Annotated in this window: 19 protein-coding genes; 14 read left to right on the top strand and 5 right to left on the bottom strand. The window is 63.7% G+C overall.

Translation table 11 applies throughout. From position 1 onward, the window contains the following. Nucleotides 1-135 precede the first annotated feature (135 nt). Together AC5ZG1_RS03000 and AC5ZG1_RS02995 are read left to right on the top strand one after the other, a co-directional pair. On the top strand, nucleotides 136-894 hold the full coding sequence (locus AC5ZG1_RS03000; RefSeq protein WP_028166228.1) for a DUF1223 domain-containing protein: 759 nt from the start codon (nucleotides 136-138) through the stop codon (nucleotides 892-894). A gap of 445 nt (nucleotides 895-1,339) precedes the next feature. After that, nucleotides 1,340-1,711, top strand: a complete 372-nt coding sequence (locus tag AC5ZG1_RS02995) for a DUF2794 domain-containing protein (protein WP_496131941.1) — start codon at nucleotides 1,340-1,342, stop codon at nucleotides 1,709-1,711. Between the two features lie 117 nt (nucleotides 1,712-1,828). On the opposite strand, the gene AC5ZG1_RS02990 is transcribed toward AC5ZG1_RS02995, so the two are convergent. The 4 genes from AC5ZG1_RS02990 to AC5ZG1_RS02975 all read right to left on the bottom strand — a co-directional run bounded on the left by AC5ZG1_RS02990 (nucleotide 1,829) and on the right by AC5ZG1_RS02975 (nucleotide 6,885). Next, entirely contained in the window at nucleotides 1,829-2,374 is a 546-nt protein-coding gene (locus AC5ZG1_RS02990; protein ID WP_456645277.1) for a GNAT family N-acetyltransferase, read from the bottom strand. A gap of 194 nt (nucleotides 2,375-2,568) precedes the next feature. Continuing rightward, nucleotides 2,569-3,360, bottom strand: coding sequence for a Bax inhibitor-1/YccA family protein (locus AC5ZG1_RS02985; protein ID WP_028166231.1), 792 nt, complete (start codon nucleotides 3,358-3,360; stop codon nucleotides 2,569-2,571). Between the two features lie 238 nt (nucleotides 3,361-3,598). Beyond that, complete coding sequence (locus tag AC5ZG1_RS02980) at nucleotides 3,599-6,169, bottom strand: ABC transporter permease (RefSeq protein WP_496131940.1); 2,571 nt, start codon at nucleotides 6,167-6,169, stop codon at nucleotides 3,599-3,601. Further along, on the bottom strand, nucleotides 6,166-6,885 hold the full coding sequence (locus AC5ZG1_RS02975) for an ABC transporter ATP-binding protein (protein ID WP_496131939.1): 720 nt from the start codon (nucleotides 6,883-6,885) through the stop codon (nucleotides 6,166-6,168). Before AC5ZG1_RS02975 ends, AC5ZG1_RS02980 begins: the two co-directional genes overlap by 4 nt. Nucleotides 6,886-6,940: 55 nt before the next feature. Between AC5ZG1_RS02975 and AC5ZG1_RS02970 the strand changes: the two genes are divergently transcribed. The 12 genes from AC5ZG1_RS02970 (at nucleotide 6,941) to AC5ZG1_RS02915 (ending at nucleotide 20,964) form a co-directional block, all read left to right on the top strand. After that, nucleotides 6,941-7,588: an arylesterase gene (locus AC5ZG1_RS02970; RefSeq protein ID WP_496132087.1), complete on the top strand. Its 648-nt coding sequence runs from the start codon at nucleotides 6,941-6,943 to the stop codon at nucleotides 7,586-7,588. A gap of 174 nt (nucleotides 7,589-7,762) precedes the next feature. Beyond that, on the top strand, nucleotides 7,763-8,299 hold the full coding sequence (thpR, locus tag AC5ZG1_RS02965) for an RNA 2',3'-cyclic phosphodiesterase (protein ID WP_496131938.1): 537 nt from the start codon (nucleotides 7,763-7,765) through the stop codon (nucleotides 8,297-8,299). A 136-nt stretch (nucleotides 8,300-8,435) separates the two neighbouring features. Continuing rightward, complete coding sequence (gene zapE / locus AC5ZG1_RS02960) at nucleotides 8,436-9,623, top strand: cell division protein ZapE (RefSeq protein ID WP_496131937.1); 1,188 nt, start codon at nucleotides 8,436-8,438, stop codon at nucleotides 9,621-9,623. A gap of 252 nt (nucleotides 9,624-9,875) precedes the next feature. Then, complete coding sequence (gene mdh / locus AC5ZG1_RS02955) at nucleotides 9,876-10,844, top strand: malate dehydrogenase (RefSeq protein WP_496131936.1); 969 nt, start codon at nucleotides 9,876-9,878, stop codon at nucleotides 10,842-10,844. A 129-nt stretch (nucleotides 10,845-10,973) separates the two neighbouring features. Beyond that, nucleotides 10,974-12,170 (top strand): ADP-forming succinate--CoA ligase subunit beta, encoded by a 1,197-nt coding sequence (gene sucC, locus AC5ZG1_RS02950; RefSeq protein WP_496131935.1) that lies wholly within the window; start codon nucleotides 10,974-10,976, stop codon nucleotides 12,168-12,170. A 2-nt stretch (nucleotides 12,171-12,172) separates the two neighbouring features. Next, entirely contained in the window at nucleotides 12,173-12,652 is a 480-nt protein-coding gene (locus tag AC5ZG1_RS02945; protein ID WP_496131934.1) for a DUF1579 family protein, read from the top strand. A 59-nt stretch (nucleotides 12,653-12,711) separates the two neighbouring features. After that, a complete protein-coding gene (gene sucD / locus AC5ZG1_RS02940; RefSeq protein ID WP_028166240.1) occupies nucleotides 12,712-13,596 on the top strand; it encodes a succinate--CoA ligase subunit alpha in 885 nt (294 codons plus the stop codon). Between the two features lie 136 nt (nucleotides 13,597-13,732). Further along, nucleotides 13,733-16,690, top strand: coding sequence for a 2-oxoglutarate dehydrogenase E1 component (locus AC5ZG1_RS02935; RefSeq protein WP_496131933.1), 2,958 nt, complete (start codon nucleotides 13,733-13,735; stop codon nucleotides 16,688-16,690). Nucleotides 16,691-16,845: 155 nt separating this feature from the next. Beyond that, a complete protein-coding gene (odhB, locus tag AC5ZG1_RS02930) occupies nucleotides 16,846-18,105 on the top strand; it encodes a 2-oxoglutarate dehydrogenase complex dihydrolipoyllysine-residue succinyltransferase (protein WP_463328373.1) in 1,260 nt (419 codons plus the stop codon). 71 nt (nucleotides 18,106-18,176) lie between these two features. After that, the gene (locus AC5ZG1_RS02925) at nucleotides 18,177-18,923 is read left to right on the top strand and encodes an SDR family oxidoreductase (RefSeq protein ID WP_130231550.1); all 747 of its coding nucleotides are present in this window, start codon (nucleotides 18,177-18,179) and stop codon (nucleotides 18,921-18,923) included. A 35-nt stretch (nucleotides 18,924-18,958) separates the two neighbouring features. After that, nucleotides 18,959-20,359 (top strand): dihydrolipoyl dehydrogenase, encoded by a 1,401-nt coding sequence (lpdA, locus tag AC5ZG1_RS02920; protein WP_028166244.1) that lies wholly within the window; start codon nucleotides 18,959-18,961, stop codon nucleotides 20,357-20,359. Nucleotides 20,360-20,433: 74 nt separating this feature from the next. Beyond that, nucleotides 20,434-20,964, top strand: a complete 531-nt coding sequence (locus tag AC5ZG1_RS02915; RefSeq protein ID WP_130231552.1) for a hypothetical protein — start codon at nucleotides 20,434-20,436, stop codon at nucleotides 20,962-20,964. Between the two features lie 177 nt (nucleotides 20,965-21,141). Here AC5ZG1_RS02915 and AC5ZG1_RS02910 read toward each other — a convergent pair whose 3' ends face one another. Next, entirely contained in the window at nucleotides 21,142-21,732 is a 591-nt protein-coding gene (locus tag AC5ZG1_RS02910) for a DUF4337 domain-containing protein (protein ID WP_456645269.1), read from the bottom strand. Between the last annotated feature and the right edge of the window lie 30 nt (nucleotides 21,733-21,762).

Below are 21,762 nucleotides of genomic sequence, written 5' to 3'. Positions count from 1 at the left end.
TGCTACGTGAATGGCTAGGAAAATGCGGGCGGCCTATGAAAAAGGCCGCTTTCGCACGTCAGGGGCATGCTCTTCAGGGTCGTCTCTCATGCCCCGTACAAGTACGGATGGAAATCATCACGATCGGTTCTCAGAATGACAGCGATGATGGCCTATAATCGTCTTTCGCTTTGGTCCGGCGCGCTCAGTGTTTGCGCCATTATCGCGATCATCCGACCCGCCCACGCCGATCCGCGTGCGGTCGTCGAGCTCTTCACCTCACAGGGTTGTTCGTCCTGCCCGCCCGCCGACAAGATCATCGGCGAACTCGCCAAGGACCCGAATGTCATCGCGCTCAGCATGCCGATCGACTACTGGGATTATCTCGGCTGGAAGGACACGCTGGCTGATTCGCGCTTCAGCGCGCGCCAGAAAGCCTATTCGCATGTGCGCGGCGACCGCGACGTCTATACGCCGCAAGTCATCGTTAACGGCTCGGCGAAGGTGATCGGCAGCGATCGCGTCGGCATCGAGACTGCGATCAAGGATACCGCGACCGAGGGCGTGATGTCGGTGCCGGTGACGATGTCGCTGTCCGGCAAGCAGATCAATGTCTCGGTGGCGGCGAGCAATGGGCCGCGCGTCAAGCATGGCGAAGTCTGGATCTGCTCGATCTCCAAGGCGGTGCCGATCTCGATCGGGCGCGGCGAGAATCGCGGGCAAGAGATCACCTATCACAACGTGGTGCGTAACCTGTTGAAGGTCGGCGACTGGAATGGCAGCGCGGGAAGCTGGACTGTGCCGATCGAGAACATCTCGCGTGAAGGCGTCGATGCCGCCGTCGTCTATGTCCAGGACGGCAATCGCGACAAGCCGGGCCCCATGCTCGGCGCGGCCATGACGCCGCTGCGGTAAGGTCTAAATCAAACCCGCCACATCCTGTCATTCCGGGCGCGCATCGCGCGAACCCGGAATCTCCCGCCATCAACCTCCAGATTCCGGGCTCACGCTGTCGCGTGCCCGGAATGACGTGTCGTGAGGGACCCCCAAAAAAGAAAAGGACCAACTCTCGTTGGCCCAGTCAAAAGGGAGTTAACTCCCCTGCGAACAGGCCCGGTCCCGACGGCCCCGGGGGGCTGGGGGCTGAGGAATCCGGAACCGAAAGAACCGGGCCAACGCAGGATTTCCTTTTCGCAGGGCAGCGGGGCGGGCGGTGGGCGGAAGTGGGGCAGCAATAAGATTCTTTCTAACGATACTGTGACTCCTGGAAAATCTTCCCATTCGTCGCACGGCGGCTCTGAACCCTTGCGGCGCTGCCCGGTTAGCGCAATCATGTCAGCCGCATGACAGGAGGCGCTTGATGATATCGATATCGGAGGACAGCGAGCCAAGCGGGCTTCGCGCGGCGGCGCGGCCCGTCGCTGCCACCCCGCTACAGAACCGCGTGACGTTCAATCGTCTCGAACTCAATCGCATCCTCAATCTCTATGGTCGCATGGTCGCCGACGGCGAGTGGCGGGATTACGCCATCGACTTCCTGAAGGATCGCGCCGTGTTCTCGGTGTTCCGCCGCTCCTCCGAAGTCCCGATCTATCGAATCGAAAAGGACCCGCGGCTCGCCCGCAAGCAGGGCATGTACAGCGTGATTTCGGCGACCGGCCTGATCCTGCGCCGCGGCCATGAGCTGGAGCGCGTGCTGCTCGTGATCGACCGCAAGCTGGCGGTTGTTTAAGGCCGCGTCCATCATTCCGGGGCGCGAAGCGAACCCGGAATCTCGTGCGGCAATTGCGCTCTCACCAACCTCTGGATTCCGGGTTCGCGCTTACGCGGGCCCCGGAATGACGGAGAATTAACGCCGGCCCGGATCCTCGGTCGGTATCGTGGTCGCGCCGTCGCCGAGCGCGCGCTGCATCATCACCGTGTCGAGCCAGCGGCCGAATTTGAGGCCGACGCTCGGATGGGTTCCGATCAGCGTGAAGCCGGTCTTGAGGTGAACGCCAATTGAGCCGGCGTTGGCGGAGTCCCCGATCACCGCGATCATCTGCCGGTAGCCGCGCGCCTCGCATTCGCTGATCAGCCGCTGCAGCAGTTGCAGGCCGACGCCGCGGCGGTGGATCGAGGGATCCAGATAAATCGAATTCTCCACCGTGAAGCGATAGGCCGGACGCGGGCGGTAGGCGCCGGCATAGGCATAACCGACCACGCCTCCGTCAAGGGCGGCGATGAAATAGGGAAAGCCGCCATCCGTCAGCGCCCTGAAGCGGCGCGTCATCTCCGCGAGGTCCGGCGGGACCAGCTCGAACGTCGCGGTGCCGAAGCGCACCGCGTGCTCGTAAATTGCAGTGACGGAGGGAAGGTCGGCCTCGGTGGCGGGCCTGATCTCGACGGCGGACATGGCGGCAAGATAGCAGCAGGTTTCCCGGGAGCAACGCTCTCCTTATCTGTCATGGCCGGGCTTGACCCGGCCATCCACGCCTTTCTCGTCAATGGTGGATGCTCGGGAACGAGCCCGGGTAGGGGACTGAGTGCGCAAACGAAAAGCCCCGGCGGTGAGGCCGGGGCTTCGATCGTTGGTACTGCCGGAGGCGCTTAGTCGCGCTGTCCGAGGAGCTGCAGGAGCAGCGTGAACAGGTTGATGAAGTTCAGGTAGAGCGAGAGTGCGCCGGTAATCGCCGCACGCTCGGCAATCGCGCCACCCTGCGAGGCGTAGCCGTAGATGTAGTCGTTCTTCAGCCGTTGGGTATCCCAAGCGGTGAGGCCCGCGAACACCAGCACGCCGACCACCGAAACGATGAACTGCAGCGCCGAGCTCGCCAGGAACAGGTTGACCAGGCTGGCGATGATGATGCCGATCAGGCCCATGAACAGGAACGAGCCCATGCCGCTCATGTCACGCTTGGTGGTGTAGCCGTAGAGGCTAAGCGCACCAAAGGTCGCCGCGGTGATGAAGAACACCCGCACGATCGAGGTGTGCGTATACACCAGGAAGATCGACGACAGCGAGAGGCCCATCAGCGCCGAGAACACCCAGAACAGGAGCTGAGCAGTCGCGGGCTGCAGCCGGTTAATGCCGGCCGAGATCACGAACACCATCACCAGCGGTGCGAGGATGAACAGCCACTTCAGCGGGCTGACGAACATCGCATAGCCGAACTGCGTCAGATAGGCGTTGCCGAACTTTGCGACGGCTGCGGACGGATCCGCCGTCACCGCCGCCATATAGACGCCGAGCGCGGCCAGGCCCGTGATCGCGAGGCCGATCGACATGTAGTTGTAGATGCGCAGCATGTAGGCGCGCAGACCGGCGTCGACCGTCGCAGTGTCAATGCGACCGGCGGCCCGGCCGAAGGGAGAGGCATAGTTACGGTCTAGGTCCGACATGGTCGAATTCCCGTGGTTGTTCCGGTCGCAAGGGATTTGCGGGACCGAGTATAATCTATCTCAGATAGCGCGGCCTGCGGACATTAAAATCCGTGTCATCAAACCGCCCATCCGACCCAAGGCGTATGTGGGAAACTAACACAACCGCCGCAAGCTTCCACGCGCGGCTGAATGTCGCTCTGGCCCTTATTTCAAGGCAAAGCCGGTGTTAACCGGCCTCGTTCCCCGCTTCAAATTGTCACAAATTCCGCAACACGGCCGCGGGCTTCTGGTTCAAGGCGAGCAGCGTGCCGGCCAGCCCGAGCCCGACGGTGACGATCAGCGCCGCGACCACCACCGCCGCGGCGCTGCCAGCCTCCCAGACGAAACTCAGCGTCATCAGCCGGGTGACGATCAGCCAGGCGGCGATCGAGCCGGCGAACACGCCGAACAGCGCGGTGGCGAAGCCGATCATGAGATATTCGAGCGCATAGGCGCCCAGCAGGCGGGCGCGGGTGGCGCCGAGCGTCTTCAGGATCACCGCGTCATAGACGCGGTGGCGGTGGCCGGCGGCGAGCGCGCCGCCCAGCACCAGGATGGCCGAGATCAGCGTCACCGCGCTGGCGCCGCGGATCGCCAGCACGAGATTGGTGACGACGCTGCCGATGGTCTCCAGCGCCTCGCGGACCCGGACGCTCGTCACCATCGGGAAAGCGTCGGCGACCTGCTTGATGATGCGGGCGTCGTCGGAAGGGGACGGATGCGCCTCCGTCAGGGTCGCCACATGGCTGTGCGGGGCGCCCTTGAAGGCGTTGGGCGAAAACACCAGCACGAAATTGATGCCGAGCCCCTGCCAGTCGATGTTGCGGAGATTGGCGATCTTCGCCGAAATGTCGCGGCCGAGCACGTTGACGACGATCTCGTCGCCGATCTTGAGCCTCAGCCCGTCGGCGATCTTCTTCTCCATCGAGACCAGCGGCGGGCCGTGATAGTCGGCGCCCCACCATTCGCCCTCGACGATCTTCGAGCCTTTGGGAACCTCTCCGGTGTAGGTCAGGCCGCGGTCGCTCTGCAGCACCCATTCGGCGTCGACCGATGGTTTCAACTCGTCCGCCTTGACGCCGCGGGCGGCAACGATGCGCCCGCGCAGCATCGGCACGTCCTCGACCGTTCCGTCCGGCGTGGTCTGCTTCAGAAAAGCGCTGAACCGGTCGGCCTCGGTGGAGGGAATATCAATGAAAAAGAACGAGGGGGCGCGGTCGGGCAGGGCGGCGAGGAACTGGCGGCGCAAATTACCGTCGATCTGGGTGATGGTGACGAGCACGGCGAGCCCGAGGCCGAGCGAAAGCACCACCGATGGCGTCAGCGCGCCGGGCCGGTGGATGTTGGCGACCGCCAGCCGCACCATGGTGATGCGGCTACGCGGCAGCCGGCGCGCCAGCGCCATCAACCCGGCGGCGATCAAACGCAGCAGCACGAAGACTGCGATGGAGGAGGCGACGAACACGGCGGCGATGCGCTTGTCGTAGGAAAGTCCGACCGCAACCGCGATCAATAGCGCGATCACCGCGCCCATCAGCGTCAGATAGCTCCAGCGCGGCCGGTGCCATTCGCTGGCGACCGTATCGCGGAACAGCGCCGCCACCGGCACGTCGTGCACCCGGCCGAGCGGCCACAGGCCGAATGCGAGGGCGGTCAGGAGGCCGTAGACGAACGACAATGCAAGTTCATCGGGATGCAGCGCCGGGATCACCGGCAGCGGCAGCAGCTTTCCGAATATGCCGACGATGACGAAGGGCAGGGCCGCGCCGAGCGCCAGCCCGATCACCGAGCCGATGGTGGCGAGCACGATCACCTGGGTCAAATAGATCGTGAAGACGTCGCGGCCGGTGGCGCCGAGCGCCTTGAAGGAGGCGATGACGTCGCGGCGGCGGTCGATATGACTCTTGACGGCGTTGGCGACGCCGACGCCGCCGACCAGCAGCGCGGCGAGGCCGACCAGGGTCAGGAACTGGGTGAAGCGGTTGATGTTGCGTTCGAGCTGCGGCGAGGCGTTGTCGCGGCTGCGAATCTCCCAGCCGGCTTCGGGCAGCGCATTGCGTGCGCTATCGATGAACGTGGTGGTCGCGCGGTCGTCATTGGCGCTGCCCGGCAGCTTCACGCGGTAGATCCAGCGCACCAGGCTGCCGGGCTGCAGCAACCCGGTTGCGCGCAGGCCCGCCTCGCTGACAAGGAAGCGGGGGCCCAGGCCAACGCCGCCGACGAGCTTGTCCGGCTCGGCCTCGACCACGCTGCGGATCTGGAACGTCGCGCCGCCGATGCTGACGTCGTCACCGAGCTTCAAATCAAGCCTCGCCAGCAAGGTCGAATCGACGCCGGCGCCGAACACGCCGTTGCGTTCGGCGAAGAGATCGGAGACCGGCATCTTCGGATTGAGCGTCAGTTCGCCGAGCAGGGGATAAGACTCGTCGACGGCCTTGAGTTCGACCAGCGCCAGAGTGCCCGCCGGATTGCGCGCCATCGCGCGCAGCGTTGCCCCGACTGAGACGTCGCCATGTGTGCGCAGGAACGCGATTTCGGCCGGCTTGGCCTCGCGCTGCATCAGGGAAAAGCTGACGTCGCCGCCAAGCAGCGAGCGGCCCTCGCGTGTCAGCCCTTCGCTCAGGCTCGCCGCCACCGAGCCGACGCCGGCGATGGCCATCACGCCGAGCGCGATGCAGGCGATGAAGACATAGAAGCCGCGCAGGCCGCCGCGCAACTCGCGCAGCGCATAGCGTAGAGCAAGCGACGGTGCGCGGCTCGTCGTGGCAGCTTCGACAGCAATGCTCATGTTGCGGACTGTCCGTCGATCCGTCCCGAACGAAGCCGCACCACGCGGTCGCAGCGCTGCGCCAGCGAAGAGTCATGGGTGACGAGCACCAGCGTCATGCCGCGCTCGGCATGTTTGGTGAACAGGAGGTCTACGATCTGCTTGCCCGTTGCCTCATCGAGATTGCCGGTCGGCTCGTCCGCGACCAGGATCGCGGGATCGGGCGCCAGCGCACGCGCGAGCGCCACGCGCTGCTGCTCGCCGCCGGAGAGTTGCGTCGGATAGTGGTGCAGCCGGTGGCCGAGGCCGACCGATGTCAGTTCCGCGGCGGCGCGCTCGGCGGCGTCGGGATTGCCGGCAAGTTCGAGCGGCACCGCGACATTTTCCAGCGCCGTCATGGTGGGGATCAGGTGGAACGACTGAAAGACGATGCCTACCTGACGCCCGCGGAAACGCGCCAGCGCGTCCTCGTCCAGCGTATTGAACGACGTGCCGTTGACCACTACTTCGCCGCTGTCGGGACGTTCCAATCCCGCCATCACCATCAACAGCGTCGACTTGCCCGAGCCTGACGGCCCGATCAGTCCGATCGCTTCCCCCGATGCCACACGAAGGCTGATATCCTTCAGGATATGAACCCGGGCCGCACCGGTGCCGAGCGAGAGGTTCACGTTGGAAATGGAAACGGAGTCCGGCGCGACGCCGGAGAGCGAAGAGGATTCTATGAGACTGTCCATGGCTCGGTCATATGGCACTTCCGCCGCGCGGGTCGAGGGCCGGATTGCGACCCTCGTGCACTTAACTGTGTTGATTGTGGCCTTGATGACGGTGGCTACGGCAACGGCACAGGGACAATCGGCCGGGGCGGCCAAACCGATCAAGATGGTGGTATTGGGCGATTCCTTAAGCGCCGGGCTTGGTCTTCCGGCCAACGCCGCGTTCCCCGCGAAACTGCAAAAGGCTTTGGAGACCAAGGGGATAAGGGTCGACATGATCAATGCCGGGGTGTCCGGCGACACCGCCTCCGGCGGTCGCGAGCGGCTCGACTGGTCAGTGCCCGAGGGAACCGACGCCGTCATCCTCGAACTCGGAGCCAACGACGGGCTGCGCGGCACCGATCCTGCGGTGACCCGTGCCGCTCTGTCCGACATCCTGTCGCGGCTGAAGGCGCGCGGAGTGGCGGTGCTCATCTGCGGCATGCTTGCGCCGCCCAACTACGGAAGCGACTATGCGGCGCGCTTCAATGCGATCTATCCGGAGCTTTCGAAATCTTTCGGCGTGCCGCTTTACCCGTTCTTTCTTGAGGGTGTCGCGGCCGATGCGAAGCTCAACCAGGCCGACGGCATGCATCCGACCGCTGATGGCATCGACATCATCGTAAAAAATATGCTGCCCACCGTAGAGGCATTTGTTGGCACGATCTCTGGGCAGCGGAGTTGAAAAGCAGGCAGTGGACAAGCCTGGCTTGCGGTTTTTCCGTAGGTTTACGAGCTGTTAATGTCGCATGCTTCGCAGAGTCATATAAGTCGGCTAGAAATAATCACCGGTGATTCGCTGCCGGGCTATTCTCAGCGAGGGCTCTTCGAGCTCACGCTCTGCATCGAGGATCTTGCGATGCCGCGTCTGTTCACTGGACTGGAAATCCCGGCCGAGATCGGCCAGACCCTTTCCGGCTTGCGTGGCGGCCTTCCAGGCGCACGCTGGATCGATCCCGAAAACTATCACGTCACCTTGCGCTTCATCGGCGATATCGACGGCATCTCTGCCAACGAGATCGCGTCGATGCTGCTGCGGATCAACCGCAAGCCGTTCGAGGTCAAGCTGCAGGGGCTGTCCAGCTTCGGCGGACGCAAGCCGCGAGCGGTGGTTGCCTCCGTCGAGCCGAGCAAGCCGCTGATCGAGCTGCAGGCCGAGCTTGAGCGCTTGATGCAGCGGATCGGGCTCGATCCGGAAGGGCGCAAATTCACGCCGCATGTCACGCTGGCGCGGTTGCATGACGCTTCGAGCCAGGACGTCGCCGACTATCTCTCGGTGCGCGGCTACTTCCCGAGCCGCACCTTCCTGGCTTCGCGCTTCGTGCTGTTCTCCTCGCGCGCCTCCACCGGCGGCGGACCCTATGTGGTCGAGGATTCATACGCGCTGAGCGCGTGAGCGCCGGTCAGGGCGTAGATGGCGACGTGGGGATTCCTCCGGGCCAACCACCGGGGCATGACCGCCGTTAGAATTTGTCATAGCCCCGGCGTCATTCACGGCTTGCAATTTTTCGTCCCATAGGGCGGAAAGGGGCATGCTCTCCACCTCGCCGAGTTCCTTCCGCGCGCATTATCAGGCTCTCGTTGACTCCGGGGCGATCGAAGCCGACCCGGAGCAGGCTCGCGTCGCCGACGCTTTCGGCGCGCTCGAGGACCGCCTTGCAAGCTATAAGCCCTCGCGCAAGCAGGGCCTGTTCGGCCGGCTGTTCGGCGGCGACAAGAACGAGCCGCCGCACGGGCTGTACGTCCATGGCGAGGTCGGCCGCGGCAAGACCATGCTGATGGACCTGTTCTTCCAGCAGTGTCCGATCGAGCACAAGCGCCGCGCCCATTTTCACGAATTCATGGCCGAGGCGCACGAGCGGATCTACGGCTACCGGCAGCAGATCGCGCGCGGCGAGATCGCCGATGCCGACGTGATCGCGCTCACCGCGCAGGCGATCTTCGATGAAGCGTGGCTGCTCTGCTTCGACGAATTCCACGTCACCGACATCGCGGATGCGATGATCCTGGGGCGGCTGTTCGCCAAAATGTTCGAACTCGGCACCGTCGTGGTCGCGACCTCCAATGTCGCGCCGGAAGATCTCTACAAAGGCGGCCTCAACCGCGCATTATTCCTGCCCTTCATCGCGCAGATCTCCGAGCATATGGACGTGCTGCGGCTCGATGCGCGCACCGATTTCCGTCTGGAAAAACTTGCCGGCGGGAAGATGTGGCTGGTGCCGGCCGATGAGGAGGCGGAGGCCGCGCTGAATACGGCCTGGGCCAGGATGACCGGCAATGCGCCCTGCAAGCCGCGCGACATTCCGATCAAGGGTCGCATCCTGCAGGTGCCCTGCTCGTCGCATGGCGTGGCGCGTTTTAGCTTTGCCGAGATTTGCGAGAGGCCATTGGCTGCCTCCGACTATCTGAGACTCGCGCACGATTATCACACCATTCTGATCGATCGGATCCCGGTGATGGATCTGGCCGATCGGAACGCTGCCAAGCGCTTCATCTCGCTGATTGATACGCTCTATGACAATGCCGTGAAACTGATGGCCTCTGCCCAAGCCAACCCGGTGTCGCTTTACCTCGCGACCGAAGGTGTCGAGGCCAACGAATTCAAGCGCACGTCCTCGCGCCTGATCGAAATGAGCTCGGCCTCCTATCTGGCGCTTCCGCACGGGAAGCGAAAGGATTCCACGGCCAGCGGCGCGAGCACGGGGCTGGTGGAGACGTAGCGCCTCACTCGTCATTCCGGGGCCGCGCGTCAGCGCGAACCTGGAATCTTGAGATGGCCGCGCGAGATTCCGGGTTCATCGCTGCGCGATGCCCCGGAATGACGGGGGGCACGCTGGTATGCCTCTGATGCGAATGCGCGGCCGGCCCGACAATTGGGCATGGCCGCGACTTGAATGGATCATTCGAAAGGGATAACCAGCGATCCGATCTGCTATCCATCCTCCTCTTTGTGCTCAAAGGACAGATTTCCCATGGCGCGCGACAAGATTGCTTTGATTGGCTCCGGCCAGATCGGCGGAACGCTGGCTCACATGATCGGCCTGAAAGAGCTTGGCGACGTCGTGCTGTTCGACATCGCCGAGGGCGTGCCGCAGGGCAAGGCGCTTGATATCGCGCAGTCCTCGCCGGTCGACGGCTTCGATTCCAAGTTGGTCGGCGCCAATTCCTACGAGGCGCTCGATGGCGCCAAGGTCTGCATCGTCACCGCCGGCGTGCCGCGCAAGCCTGGCATGAGCCGCGATGACCTCTTGAGCATCAACTTGAAGGTGATGGAGCAGGTCGGCGCCGGCATCAAGAAGTATGCCCCCGATGCCTTCGTCATCTGCATCACCAACCCGCTCGACGCCATGGTCTGGGCGCTGCAGAAGGCCTCCGGCATGCCGAGCAAGAAAGTTGTCGGCATGGCCGGCGTGCTCGATTCGGCGCGCTTCCGCTATTTCCTCGCCGACGAGTTCAACGTCAGTGTTGAGGACGTCACCGCCTTCGTGCTTGGCGGTCATGGCGACACCATGGTGCCGCTGACGCGCTACTCCACGGTCGCAGGCATCCCGCTGCCCGATCTGGTCAAGATGGGCTGGACCTCGCAGGCGCGCATCGACGAGATCGTCGACCGCACCCGCAATGGCGGCGCCGAGATCGTCAACCTCCTGAAGACCGGGTCGGCCTTCTATGCGCCGGCGGCATCCGCGATCACGATGGCCGAGAGCTATCTGAAGGACAAGAAGCGCGTGCTGCCTTGCGCCGCCTACCTCAACGGGGAATACGGCGTGAAGGATATGTATGTCGGCGTGCCCGTGGTGATCGGCTCCAAGGGCGTCGAGCGCGTGGTCGAGATCGAGCTGGCCGGCAAGGACCGCGAGGCGTTCGACAAGTCGGTCGGCGCCGTGCAGGGTCTGGTCGACGCCTGCAAGAAGATCGCGCCCGATCTGCTCGGTCATTGATTTCGTTCAGTTTTCGGCCCCGATCGGGGCCGAAAGCGTTTCTAGGTTGCAGTTCTTTTGGTATGTGGTATGCCAACTACCAAGGTGAACTGTAGAACTTCGCCGTAGAGGGTTTTGGGGAGCGTCCCGATGAATATCCACGAATATCAGGCCAAGGCATTGCTGCACGACTTCGGCGTGCCGATCTCGCGCGGCGTACCCGTGCTGAAGCCTGAGGATGCCGAGGTGGCGGCCAAGACGCTTCCCGGCCCGATCTGGGTGGTGAAGAGCCAGATCCACGCCGGCGGCCGCGGCAAAGGCAAGTTCAAGGAGGCCTCCGCCGGCGACAAGGGTGGCGTCCGCATCGCCAAGTCGGCGGCCGAGGTTGCTGCGTTCGCCAAGCAGATGCTCGGCGCGACGCTCGTGACGGTGCAGACCGGGGCGCATGGCAAGCAGGTCAACCGCCTCTACATCGAGGAAGGCTCCGAGATCGACAAGGAGTTCTATCTTTCGATCCTGGTCAACCGCGAGACCTCTGAGGTCTCGTTCGTGGTTTCGACCGAAGGCGGCGTCAACATCGAGGACGTCGCGCACTCGACCCCGGAGAAGATCATTACCTTCTCGGTCGATCCGGCCACCGGCATCATGCCGCATCACGGCCGCACCGTCGCGAAGGCGCTGAACCTTTCCGGCGATCTCGCCAAGCAGGCGGAAAAGCTCGTAAGCCAGCTTTATGCCGCGTTCACGGCCAAGGACATGGCGATGCTGGAGATCAATCCGCTCGTCGTCACCAAGCAGGCGCAGCTCCGCGTGCTCGACGCCAAGGTGTCCTTCGACGATAACGCCATGTTCCGCCATCCCGACGTCGCGGCGCTGCGCGACGAGACCGAGGAGGATGCCAAGGAGATCGAGGCGTCGAAATACGACCTCAACTATGTTGCGCTCGACGGCACCATCGGCTGCATGGTCAACGGCGCCGGGCTTGCCATGGCGACCATGGACATCATCAAGCTCTATGGCATGGAGCCCGCGAACTTCCTCGACGTCGGCGGCGGTGCTAGTGTCGACAAGGTGGCCGCGGCGTTCAAGATCATCACCGCGGACCCCAATGTGAAGGGCATCCTGGTCAACATCTTCGGCGGCATCATGAAATGCGATGTGATTGCCGAGGGTGTCGTCGCTGCGGTCAAGCAGGTCGGCCTGAAGGTGCCGTTGGTGGTGCGGCTCGAAGGGACCAATGTCGAGCAGGGCAAGAAGATCATCAACAATAGCGGTCTCAATGTCCTGCCCGCTGACAATCTCGATGACGCCGCGCAGAAAATCGTGAATGCCGTCAAGGGAGGCTAGCAATGGCTCAGGACCATCTCGCCGCACCGTCACCGCTTCCGGAGCACAAGAAGCTCGGAGTCTTCGCGGGTGAATGGGCCGGCGAGGAGGTGGTCTACCCGTCGCGCTGGAACCCGGGCGGTCCCGCCACCTCGCATGTGGTGGCGCGCATCGATCTCAACGGCTTTTACCTGATCCAGGACTCGCGCCAGACGCGCGACGGCCATGAGATATTCGCTACCCATGCCCTGTTCACCTATGACCGTGACGACCGGCTCTACAAATTGTTCTGGCACGATTCGCTCGGCTACTACCCGCCGTCGCCCGCGTCCGGAAGCTGGGTCGGCAAGACGCTGACGCTCGTTCGCGGCTCGCTGCGCGGCAACGCGCGTCACCTCTACGAGGTCGTCGACGACAACAGCTACACCATGAAGATCCAGTTCTCGCCCGACGCGGAAGGATGGGCAGACGTGCTCACCGGCGTGTATCGGCGTGTCCACTAAGCCTGATCCGGCTCAAACAACTAACCTGTCACCGGCGTTTCGCGAAAGCATCTGAAGACATGTCCATCCTGATCGACAACAACACCAAGGTCATCTGCCAGGGTTTCACCGGCAAGAACGGCACTTTCCATTCGGAAGCGGCGATCGCCTACGGAACCAAGATGGTCGGCGGCACGTCGCCCGGCAAAGGCGGCTCGACCCATCTCGGACTGCCGGTGTTCGACACCGTGCGCGAGGCACGCGAGAAGACCGGCGCCGATGCGTCGGTGATCTATGTGCCGCCGCCGGGCGCGGCGGACGCGATCTGCGAGGCGATCGATGCGGAGATCCCGCTGATCGTCTGCATCACCGAGGGCATCCCGGTGCTCGACATGGTGCGCGTCAAGCGCTCGCTGTCAGGCTCGAAGTCGCGGCTGATCGGGCCGAACTGCCCGGGCGTCATGACCGCCGGCGAGTGCAAGATCGGGATCATGCCGGCCAACATCTTCCGGCCCGGCAGCGTCGGGATCGTTTCGCGCTCGGGCACGTTGACCTACGAGGCCGTGTTCCAGACCTCGCAGGAGGGGCTCGGCCAGACCACGGCTGTCGGCATCGGCGGCGACCCGGTCAAGGGCACCGAATTCATCGATGTACTGGAAATGTTCCTGAAGGACGACGCTACCAAGTCGATCATCATGATCGGCGAGATTGGCGGCTCGGCCGAGGAGGATGCCGCCCAGTTCATCAAGGACGAGGCCAAGCGGGGCCGCAAGAAGCCGATGGTCGGCTTCATCGCCGGCGTTACCGCCCCTCCCGGCCGCCGCATGGGTCATGCCGGTGCGATCATCTCCGGCGGCAAGGGCGACGCCGGTTCCAAGACCGCGGCCATGGAAGCGGCCGGAATCACCGTTTCTCCGTCACCCGCACGCCTCGGGCATACCCTTGCCGAAAAATTGAAGTCTTGATTCAGTCCTTGGTTCTTTTCGGCGCGAAGTTTAGGATTAGATAGGGTAAACCATCCTAATCTCAGCCAGCCGGCCTTCCGGGCCGGCTGCTTGCGCCGTCACTTGCGCGCGAACCGAAAATCACCAGGACGCTATCATGTCTCGCCAGGACGCGAACGCCGCTTTTGCCCTTTCCTCCTTTTTGCAGGGCACCAACGCCACCTACATTGACGATCTCTACGCCCGCTACGAGCAGGACCCGGCGTCGGTCGACACCGACTGGCAGGATTTCTTCAAGAGCCTGAAGGACACCCCGGCGGACGTCCAGAAGAACGCCGAAGGGCCGTCCTGGAGCCGTCCCAACTGGCCGGCAACGCCGCGTGACGACCTGACCTCGGCGCTGGACGGCAATTGGGCGCAGGTCGAGAAGACCGTCGGCAACAAGATCGCCGCCAAGGCGCAGGCCAAGGGCGCCGAACTCTCGCCAGCCGACGTCAACCAGGCGACACGTGATTCGGTGCGGGCATTGATGTTGATCCGCGCCTACCGCATGCGCGGCCACTTCCACGCCAAGCTCGACCCGCTCGGCATCGAGGCGCCGCGCGACCGCGAAGAGCTCGATCCGCGCACCTACGGGTTCACGGAAGCCGATTTCGACCGCAAGATCTTCCTCGACCACGTGCTCGGGCTCGAATACGGCACCTTGCGCGAAATCGTCGCGATCTGCGAGCGCACCTACTGCCAGACGCTTGGCGTCGAGTTCATGCATATCTCCAATGCCGCGCAGAAGGCGTGGATTCAGGAGCGCATCGAGGGGCCGGACAAGGAGATCAGCTTCACCCCTGAGGGGCGCCGCGCGATCCTGAACAAGCTGATCGAGACCGAGGGCTTCGAGAAATTCTGTGACGTCAAGTTCACCGGCACCAAGCGTTTCGGCCTCGATGGCGGCGAATCGCTGATTCCGGCGCTGGAGCAGATCATCAAGCGCGGCGGCAATCTCGGTGTGAAGGAGATCGTGGTCGGCATGCCGCATCGCGGCCGCCTCAACGTGCTGACCCAGGTGATGGGCAAGCCGCATCGCGCGCTGTTCCACGAATTCAAGGGCGGTTCGGCCAATCCCGACGCCGTCGAAGGCTCCGGCGACGTGAAGTACCACCTCGGTGCTTCCTCGGATCGCGAGTTCGATGGCAACAGCATCCATCTGTCATTGACCGCGAACCCCTCGCATCTCGAGATCGTCGACCCCGTGGTGCTCGGCAAAGTGCGCGCCAAGCAGGACCAGCATGGCGATCCGCCGGACATGCGTATTTCCGTGCTGCCGCTCTTGATGCATGGCGACGCGGCGTTCGCCGGCCAGGGCGTGGTGGCGGAATGCTTCAGCCTGTCCGACCTGAAGGGGTATCGCACCGGCGGCTCGCTGCACTTCATCGTCAACAACCAGATCGGCTTCACCACCTATCCGCGCTACTCGCGCTCTTCGCCCTATCCGTCCGACGTGGCGAAGATGATCGACGCGCCGATCTTCCATGTGAACGGCGACGATCCGGAAGCGGTGGTGTTCGCGGCCAAGGTCGCGATCGAGTTCCGCCAGAAGTTCCACAAGCCCGTGGTCATCGACATGTTCTGCTACCGCAGGCATGGCCACAACGAGGGCGACGAGCCGGCTTTCACCCAGCCGGTGATGTACAAGAAGATCGCCTCGCATCCGTCCACGCTGGATATCTATGCCAAGCGGCTGATCGCCGAGGGTGTTGTCACCGAGGGCGAGGTCGAGAAGGCCAAGTCCGACTGGCGCGCCCGGCTCGATGCTGAATTCGAGGCCGGCGCCAGCTATAAGCCGAACAAGGCCGACTGGCTCGACGGCAAATGGGCCGGCTTCAAGATCGCGGACCAGGAGGAGGACGCGCGCCGGGGTGTCACCGGCGTCGATGCCGCCGTGCTCAAGGACATCGGCCGCAAGATCACCAAGGTGCCGGATGGCTTCCGCGTCCACCGCACCATCCAGCGCTTCCTCGATAACCGTGCGAAGGCAATCGACAGCGGTGTCGGCATCGACTGGGCGACCGCTGAGGCGCTGGCATTCTGCTCGCTGCTGGAGGAAGGCCATCACGTCCGCCTGTCCGGCCAGGATTCCGAGCGCGGCACCTTCTCGCAGCGCCACTCGGTCTTGATCGACCAGGAGGACGAGAGCCGCTACACGCCGTTCAACCATCTCGGCGGTGACCAGGGACACTACGAGGTCATCAACTCGCTGTTGTCGGAAGAAGCGGTGCTCGGCTTCGAATACGGCTATTCGCTCGCCGAGCCGAATGCGCTGGCGATCTGGGAGGCGCAGTTCGGCGACTTCGCCAACGGCGCCCAGGTGGTGTTCGACCAGTTCATCTCGTCGGGTGAGCGCAAATGGCTGCGCATGTCCGGCCTCGTCTGCATGCTGCCGCATGGCTACGAAGGGCAGGGTCCGGAACATTCTTCGGCCCGTCTCGAGCGCTACCTGCAGATGTGCGCCGAGGACAACATGCAGGTGGTCTATCCGACCACGCCGGCCAACCATTTCCACGTGCTGCGGCGGCAGTTGCACCGCGAGATCCGCAAGCCGTTGATCATGATGACGCCGAAGTCGCTGCTGCGGCACAAGCGCGCCGTCTCGCGGCTCGAGGAGCTGGCCAAGGGTACGACCTTCCACCGCATCCTCTACGATGACGCCCAGATGCTGCCGGATGAAAAGATCAAGCTGCAGCCGGACGCCAAGATCCGCCGCGTCATCCTGTGCTCCGGCAAGGTCTATTACGACCTCTACGAAGAGCGGGAGAAGCGTGGCATCGACGACATCTATCTGCTGCGCATCGAGCAGCTCTATCCGGTGCCGTTGAAGGCGCTGGTGCAGGAGCTTGGCCGCTTCAAGGGCGCCGAGATCGTGTGGTGCCAGGAAGAGCCGCGCAACATGGGTGCCTGGCACTTCATCGAGCCTTATCTCGAGTGGGTGCTGAACCAGATCCATGCGCCGAACAGGCGTCCGCGCTACGCCGGCCGCGCGGCCGCTGCGGCGACCGCCACGGGCTTGATGTCGAAGCATCTCGCGCAGCTCAAGGCGTTCCTGGACGAGGCGTTGAACTGACATTCGATCCGTCATGCCCCGCGGAAGCGAGGCATTCAGTAACCCGCGCTGCCGCTGCTTGATTGCAGCCGCCGCGGGCTATTGGATCCTCCTCTTTCGCGGAGGATGACAGCTAGAGTTTATGACCGCACAGGTTGTTTTAAGGAAACGAGACCATGACTGAAATTCGCGTTCCGACGCTAGGCGAATCCGTGACCGAGGCCACCATCGGCCGCTGGTTCAAGAAGGCCGGCGATGCCGTTGCCGTCGATGAACCCTTGGTTGAGCTCGAGACCGACAAGGTTACGATCGAGGTGCCGGCGCCTTCCGCCGGCACACTGGGCGAAATCATCGCCAAGGACGGCGAAACCGTCGCGGTCGGCGCGCTGCTCGGCCAGATCACTGATGGCGCCGCTGGCGCTGCCGCCAAGCCGGCCGCTGCGCCGGCGCCGGCCAAGCCCGCGGCTGCACCGCCGCCGCCTCCCCCGGCTGCCGCAGCGCCCGCGCCGTCAGCACCGAAGGCACTCCCTGCGGATACGCCGCTGGCACCGTCGGTGCGCAAGCTCTCGGTTGAAAGCGGGATCGATGCCTCCACCGTGCCGGGCTCCGGCAAGGATGGCCGTGTGACCAAGGGCGACATGCTGGCGGCGATCGAGCGCGCGGCTTCCGCGCCGACGCCGGTCTTTCAGCCGGCGGCTTCGGTGCAGGTGCGGGCGCCGTCGCCGGCGGACGATGCCGCGCGCGAAGAGCGCGTGAAGATGACGCGGCTGCGCCAGACCATCGCGCGGCGGCTGAAGGATGTGCAGAACACGGCGGCGATGCTGACGACCTTCAACGAGGTCGACATGAGCCACGTCATGGCGCTGCGCTCCCAGTACAAGGACGCGTTCGAGAAGAAGCATGGCGTCAAGCTTGGTTTCATGGGCTTCTTCACCAAGGCCTGCGTGCAGGCCTTGAAGGAGATTCCGGCGGCGAACGCCGAGATCGATGGCACCGACCTGATCTACAAGAACTACTACCACGTCGGCATCGCCGTCGGCACCGACAAGGGCCTGGTCGTGCCGGTGGTGCGGGATTGCGACACCAAGTCGATCGCGGAGATCGAGAAGGGAATCGCCGATTACGGCCGCAGGGCCCGCGATGGCCAGCTCAAGATCGAGGAGATGCAGGGCGGCACCTTCACCATCACCAATGGCGGCATCTATGGTTCGCTGATGTCGACGCCGATCCTGAACGCGCCGCAGTCCGGTATCCTCGGCATGCACAAGATCCAGGAGCGCCCCGTCGTGATCGGCGGCAAGATCGAGATCCGCCCGATGATGTATCTGGCGCTGTCCTACGATCACCGCGTGATCGACGGCAAGGAAGCCGTGACCTTCCTGGTGCGCGTCAAGGAAAGCCTGGAAGACCCGGCGCGGCTGGTGCTGGATCTCTGAGCTTGCTTTCGTGCGGCGCCCGAATTTCTCGGGCGTCGTGACCGGTGTCGCATGAACGTTCAGGGGCGAATGTGACGGACAAGGTCGTTGTCATCACCGGCGGCAGCCGCGGCATCGGTCGCGCTACCGCCATCGCCGCGGCGGCGCGAGGCTTTCGCGTCGTTGTCGGCTACGCCAGCAACCAGGCGGCGGCCAACGAAGTCGTCTCCGCAATCGAGGCCAGCAACGGCAAGGCGATCGCGGTGAAATGCGATGTCGGCAGCGAGGCCGACATTCTTGCGCTGTTCAAGGCGGCCGACGAATTCGGCGCGCTCGGCGCGCTCGTCAACAATGCCGGCATCGTCGGTCCGTCGATCCGGGTCGAGGACATGTCGGCCGAGCGCATCGAGCGCATGATGGCGGTCAACGTCACCGGCAGCATTCTGTGCGCGCGCGAGGCGGTGAAGCGAATGTCGACACGCAATGGCGGACAGGGCGGCGTCATTGTCAACCTGTCGTCGGTCGCGGCCAAGCTCGGCTCGCCCAACACTTACGTTGACTACGCCGCCTCGAAAGGCGCGATCGACTCCTTCACCATCGGCCTTGGTCATGAAGTCGCGGCCGAAGGCATCCGCGTCGCCGGGATCCGCCCGGGCCTGATCGATACCGAAATCCACGCCTCCGGCGGTGAGCCCGATCGTGCCCATCGCCTCGCTCACATGGTGCCGATGAAGCGCGTCGGCACCGCGGAGGAAATCGCCAACGCCATCGTCTGGCTAATGTCGGACGAGGCTTCATATGTGACAAGCGCCATCCTTGATGTCTCAGGCGGCCGCTAATACCTGTCACGGACTTCAGCAGCAGGATCTTCGAAATGGCTTCTTATGATCTCGTCGTCATCGGCACCGGGCCCGGTGGATATGTCTGCGCGGTGCGCGCGGCGCAACTTGGCATGAAGGTCGCGGTGGTCGAGAAGAACCCGACGCTTGGCGGCACCTGTCTCAACGTTGGCTGCATGCCGTCCAAGGCACTGTTGCACGCCTCCGAGATGTTTGAGGAAGCCGCGCATTCCTTCGCCAAGATGGGCGTCAGCGTATCGGCGCCGAAACTCGATCTGCCATCGATGATGAACTTCAAGCAGCAGGGCATCGACGGCAACGTCAAGGGCGTCGACTTCCTGATGAAGAAGAACAAGATCGACGTGCTGAAGGGCGCTGGCAAGATTCTTGGCGCGGGCAAGGTCGAGGTCTCCGCCAATGGCAGCACGCAGACGGTCGAGACCAAGAACATCGTCATTGCCACCGGCTCCGATATCGCGCGGCTGAAGGGCATCGAGATCGACGAAAAGCGCATCGTGTCGTCAACCGGCGCGCTGTCGCTGGAGAAGGTGCCGGAAAGGCTCTTGATCATCGGTGCGGGCGTGATCGGACTCGAACTCGGCTCGGTGTGGAAGCGCCTCGGCGCGGAGGTCATGGTGGTCGAATTCCTCGACCGCATCCTGCCCGGCATGGATGGCGAGATCGCCAAGCAGTTCCAGCGCATCCTTGAAAAGCAGGGCTTTGCGTTCAAGCTCGGCACCAAGGTGACCGCCGTGGATACCTCGGGCAAGACTCTATTGGCCAAGGTCGAGCCCGCCGCGGGCGGGGCTTCGGAAACGATTGAAGCCGACGTGGTGCTGGTTGCGATCGGCCGCGTGCCCTTTACCGATGGCCTCGGCCTGAAGGAAGCGGGCGTCGCGCTCGACAATCGCGGCCGGGTGCAGATCGACCCGCATTTCGCGACCACCGTGAAAGGCATCTATGCGATCGGGGACGTCGTTGCCGGGCCGATGCTGGCGCACAAGGCCGAAGATGAAGGCGTGGCGGTTGCCGAGATCATCGCAGGCCAGGCCGGCCATGTGAACTACGATGTTATCCCAGGAGTCGTGTATACCACGCCGGAAGTTTCTTCCGTCGGCAAGACCGAGGAAGAGCTCAAGCAGGCCGGCATTGCCTATACCGTCGGGAAATTTCCGTTCACCGCCAACGGCCGCTCCAAGGTCAACCAGACCACGGAAGGATTCGTCAAGATTCTCGCAGATGCGAAAACCGATCGGGTGCTTGGCGTGCACATCATCGGCCGCGAAGCCGGCGAAATGATCCATGAAGCCGCGGTTCTCATGGAATTCGGCGGCTCCGCCGAGGATCTGGCGCGCACCTGCCACGCCCATCCGACCCGCTCCGAGGCGATCAAGGAAGCTGCGCTTGCGGTCGGCAAGCGGGCCATCCATATGTGATCGACGCCCGGCCTGAGCAGGGTCCGTAAAGGATTATGCTCGAAGGTAAAATCTGGCCGGGGTCGAGACAACAGATGCTGCGCCGCTTGCTTCAGCCTTTCTGGGTCCTGCTTGCGATCATCTTCCTGATCGAGGCGTGGCTTTGGGATCACCTTGAGCCGATCGTGGCGCGCGTGGTGGCGCTGATCCCGCTGCGCGCGTTCAAGCAGTGGCTTGCCGATCGGGTCGATTCGTTGTCGCCGGCAATGACGCTGATCGTGTTCATCGTGCCGGTGATCCCGTTGTTTCCGCTCAAGCTGGTGGGCCTTTGGCTGCTCGCCCACGAACATTGGCTGAGCGCGATCGGCACCCTCCTGTTCGCGAAGTTTCTCGGCGTCGGCGTCACCGCTTTCATCTTCGACGTGACCCGCCCGAAGCTTCTGGAGATGCGCTGGTTCGAGGCGCTCTATGATTTCGTGCTGAGGATGCGCGCGAAAGCCGTCGCGCTGATCGATCCGATCAAGCTGCGCATTGTGGAGACCCTGCGCGGCGACGGCAACGGCTGGTCGGCGCGAACGATCCGGCTGATCGCCCGCTTCCGCAGGAGCGTACAGCAAGCGCGGTGACGACTCGTCGCAAACCCTAGCCGCGGGCTCGGTTCACCTCTCCCTTAGGGAGAGGTCGAATTGCGCAGCAATTCGAGTGAGGGGATTTGCTGCATCGAGGGACCGTAACCCCTCACCCGCGCCTGCGGCGCGACCTCTCCCTTCGGGAGAGGTGAAGTCGGCGCGGCAATCAGTGACTCAATGCAGATGCAGCAAATGCGGCGAGTACAGGCCCAGCGCGGTGATGACGATGCCGGCGAGCGTCAGCAGGCCTGAAATCCAGGCCAGCGCGATGATGCCGGTGATGATGGTCGCCGATGCCAGCACGATCGCGATCTGGAAGGCGGCGGAGGCGATCTCGAAGTGGTGGTATTTTGCCGTCGCCTCGTCGCGCTGGTGCTCGGCATGTTTGGCGCGTTCGGCGAGCTGCTCGGTGCCTTCGCCGGTCTCGGGTTCGGAGCGATAGCGCGCCGCCGTTTTCTGCCAGTCATCGAGCTGCTTTTGGATCGTCGCCCTGATGGCATCGTCTGTGGTGGTGGCAAGGGTCAGCTTGCCCTGCTCGGCGGCCGTCTGCACCGCGGTGCGGCGGATGCTCTTGGCCTGGAAGAACGCCCACAGGTTCGACGCCTCGACGTTCTTGCTGATCGATTCGGTCTGCGCCCCCTTGCCCAGCGTCTCCGAGAGCGCCAGGAACAGCGCGATCACGGCAATCAACAGCGCGATCTTCTTGTTCTCGCCGGATGCATGCTCGGCGTGCTCCGCATGCTCCATACTCTCATGTGCGCTCATGATTCCCCTCTCCGATATGACCCGCCGTCA

It is taken from the genome of Bradyrhizobium sp. Leo78 (genome assembly GCF_059512425.1).
This window is presented reverse-complemented; position numbering and strand designations above follow the sequence as displayed.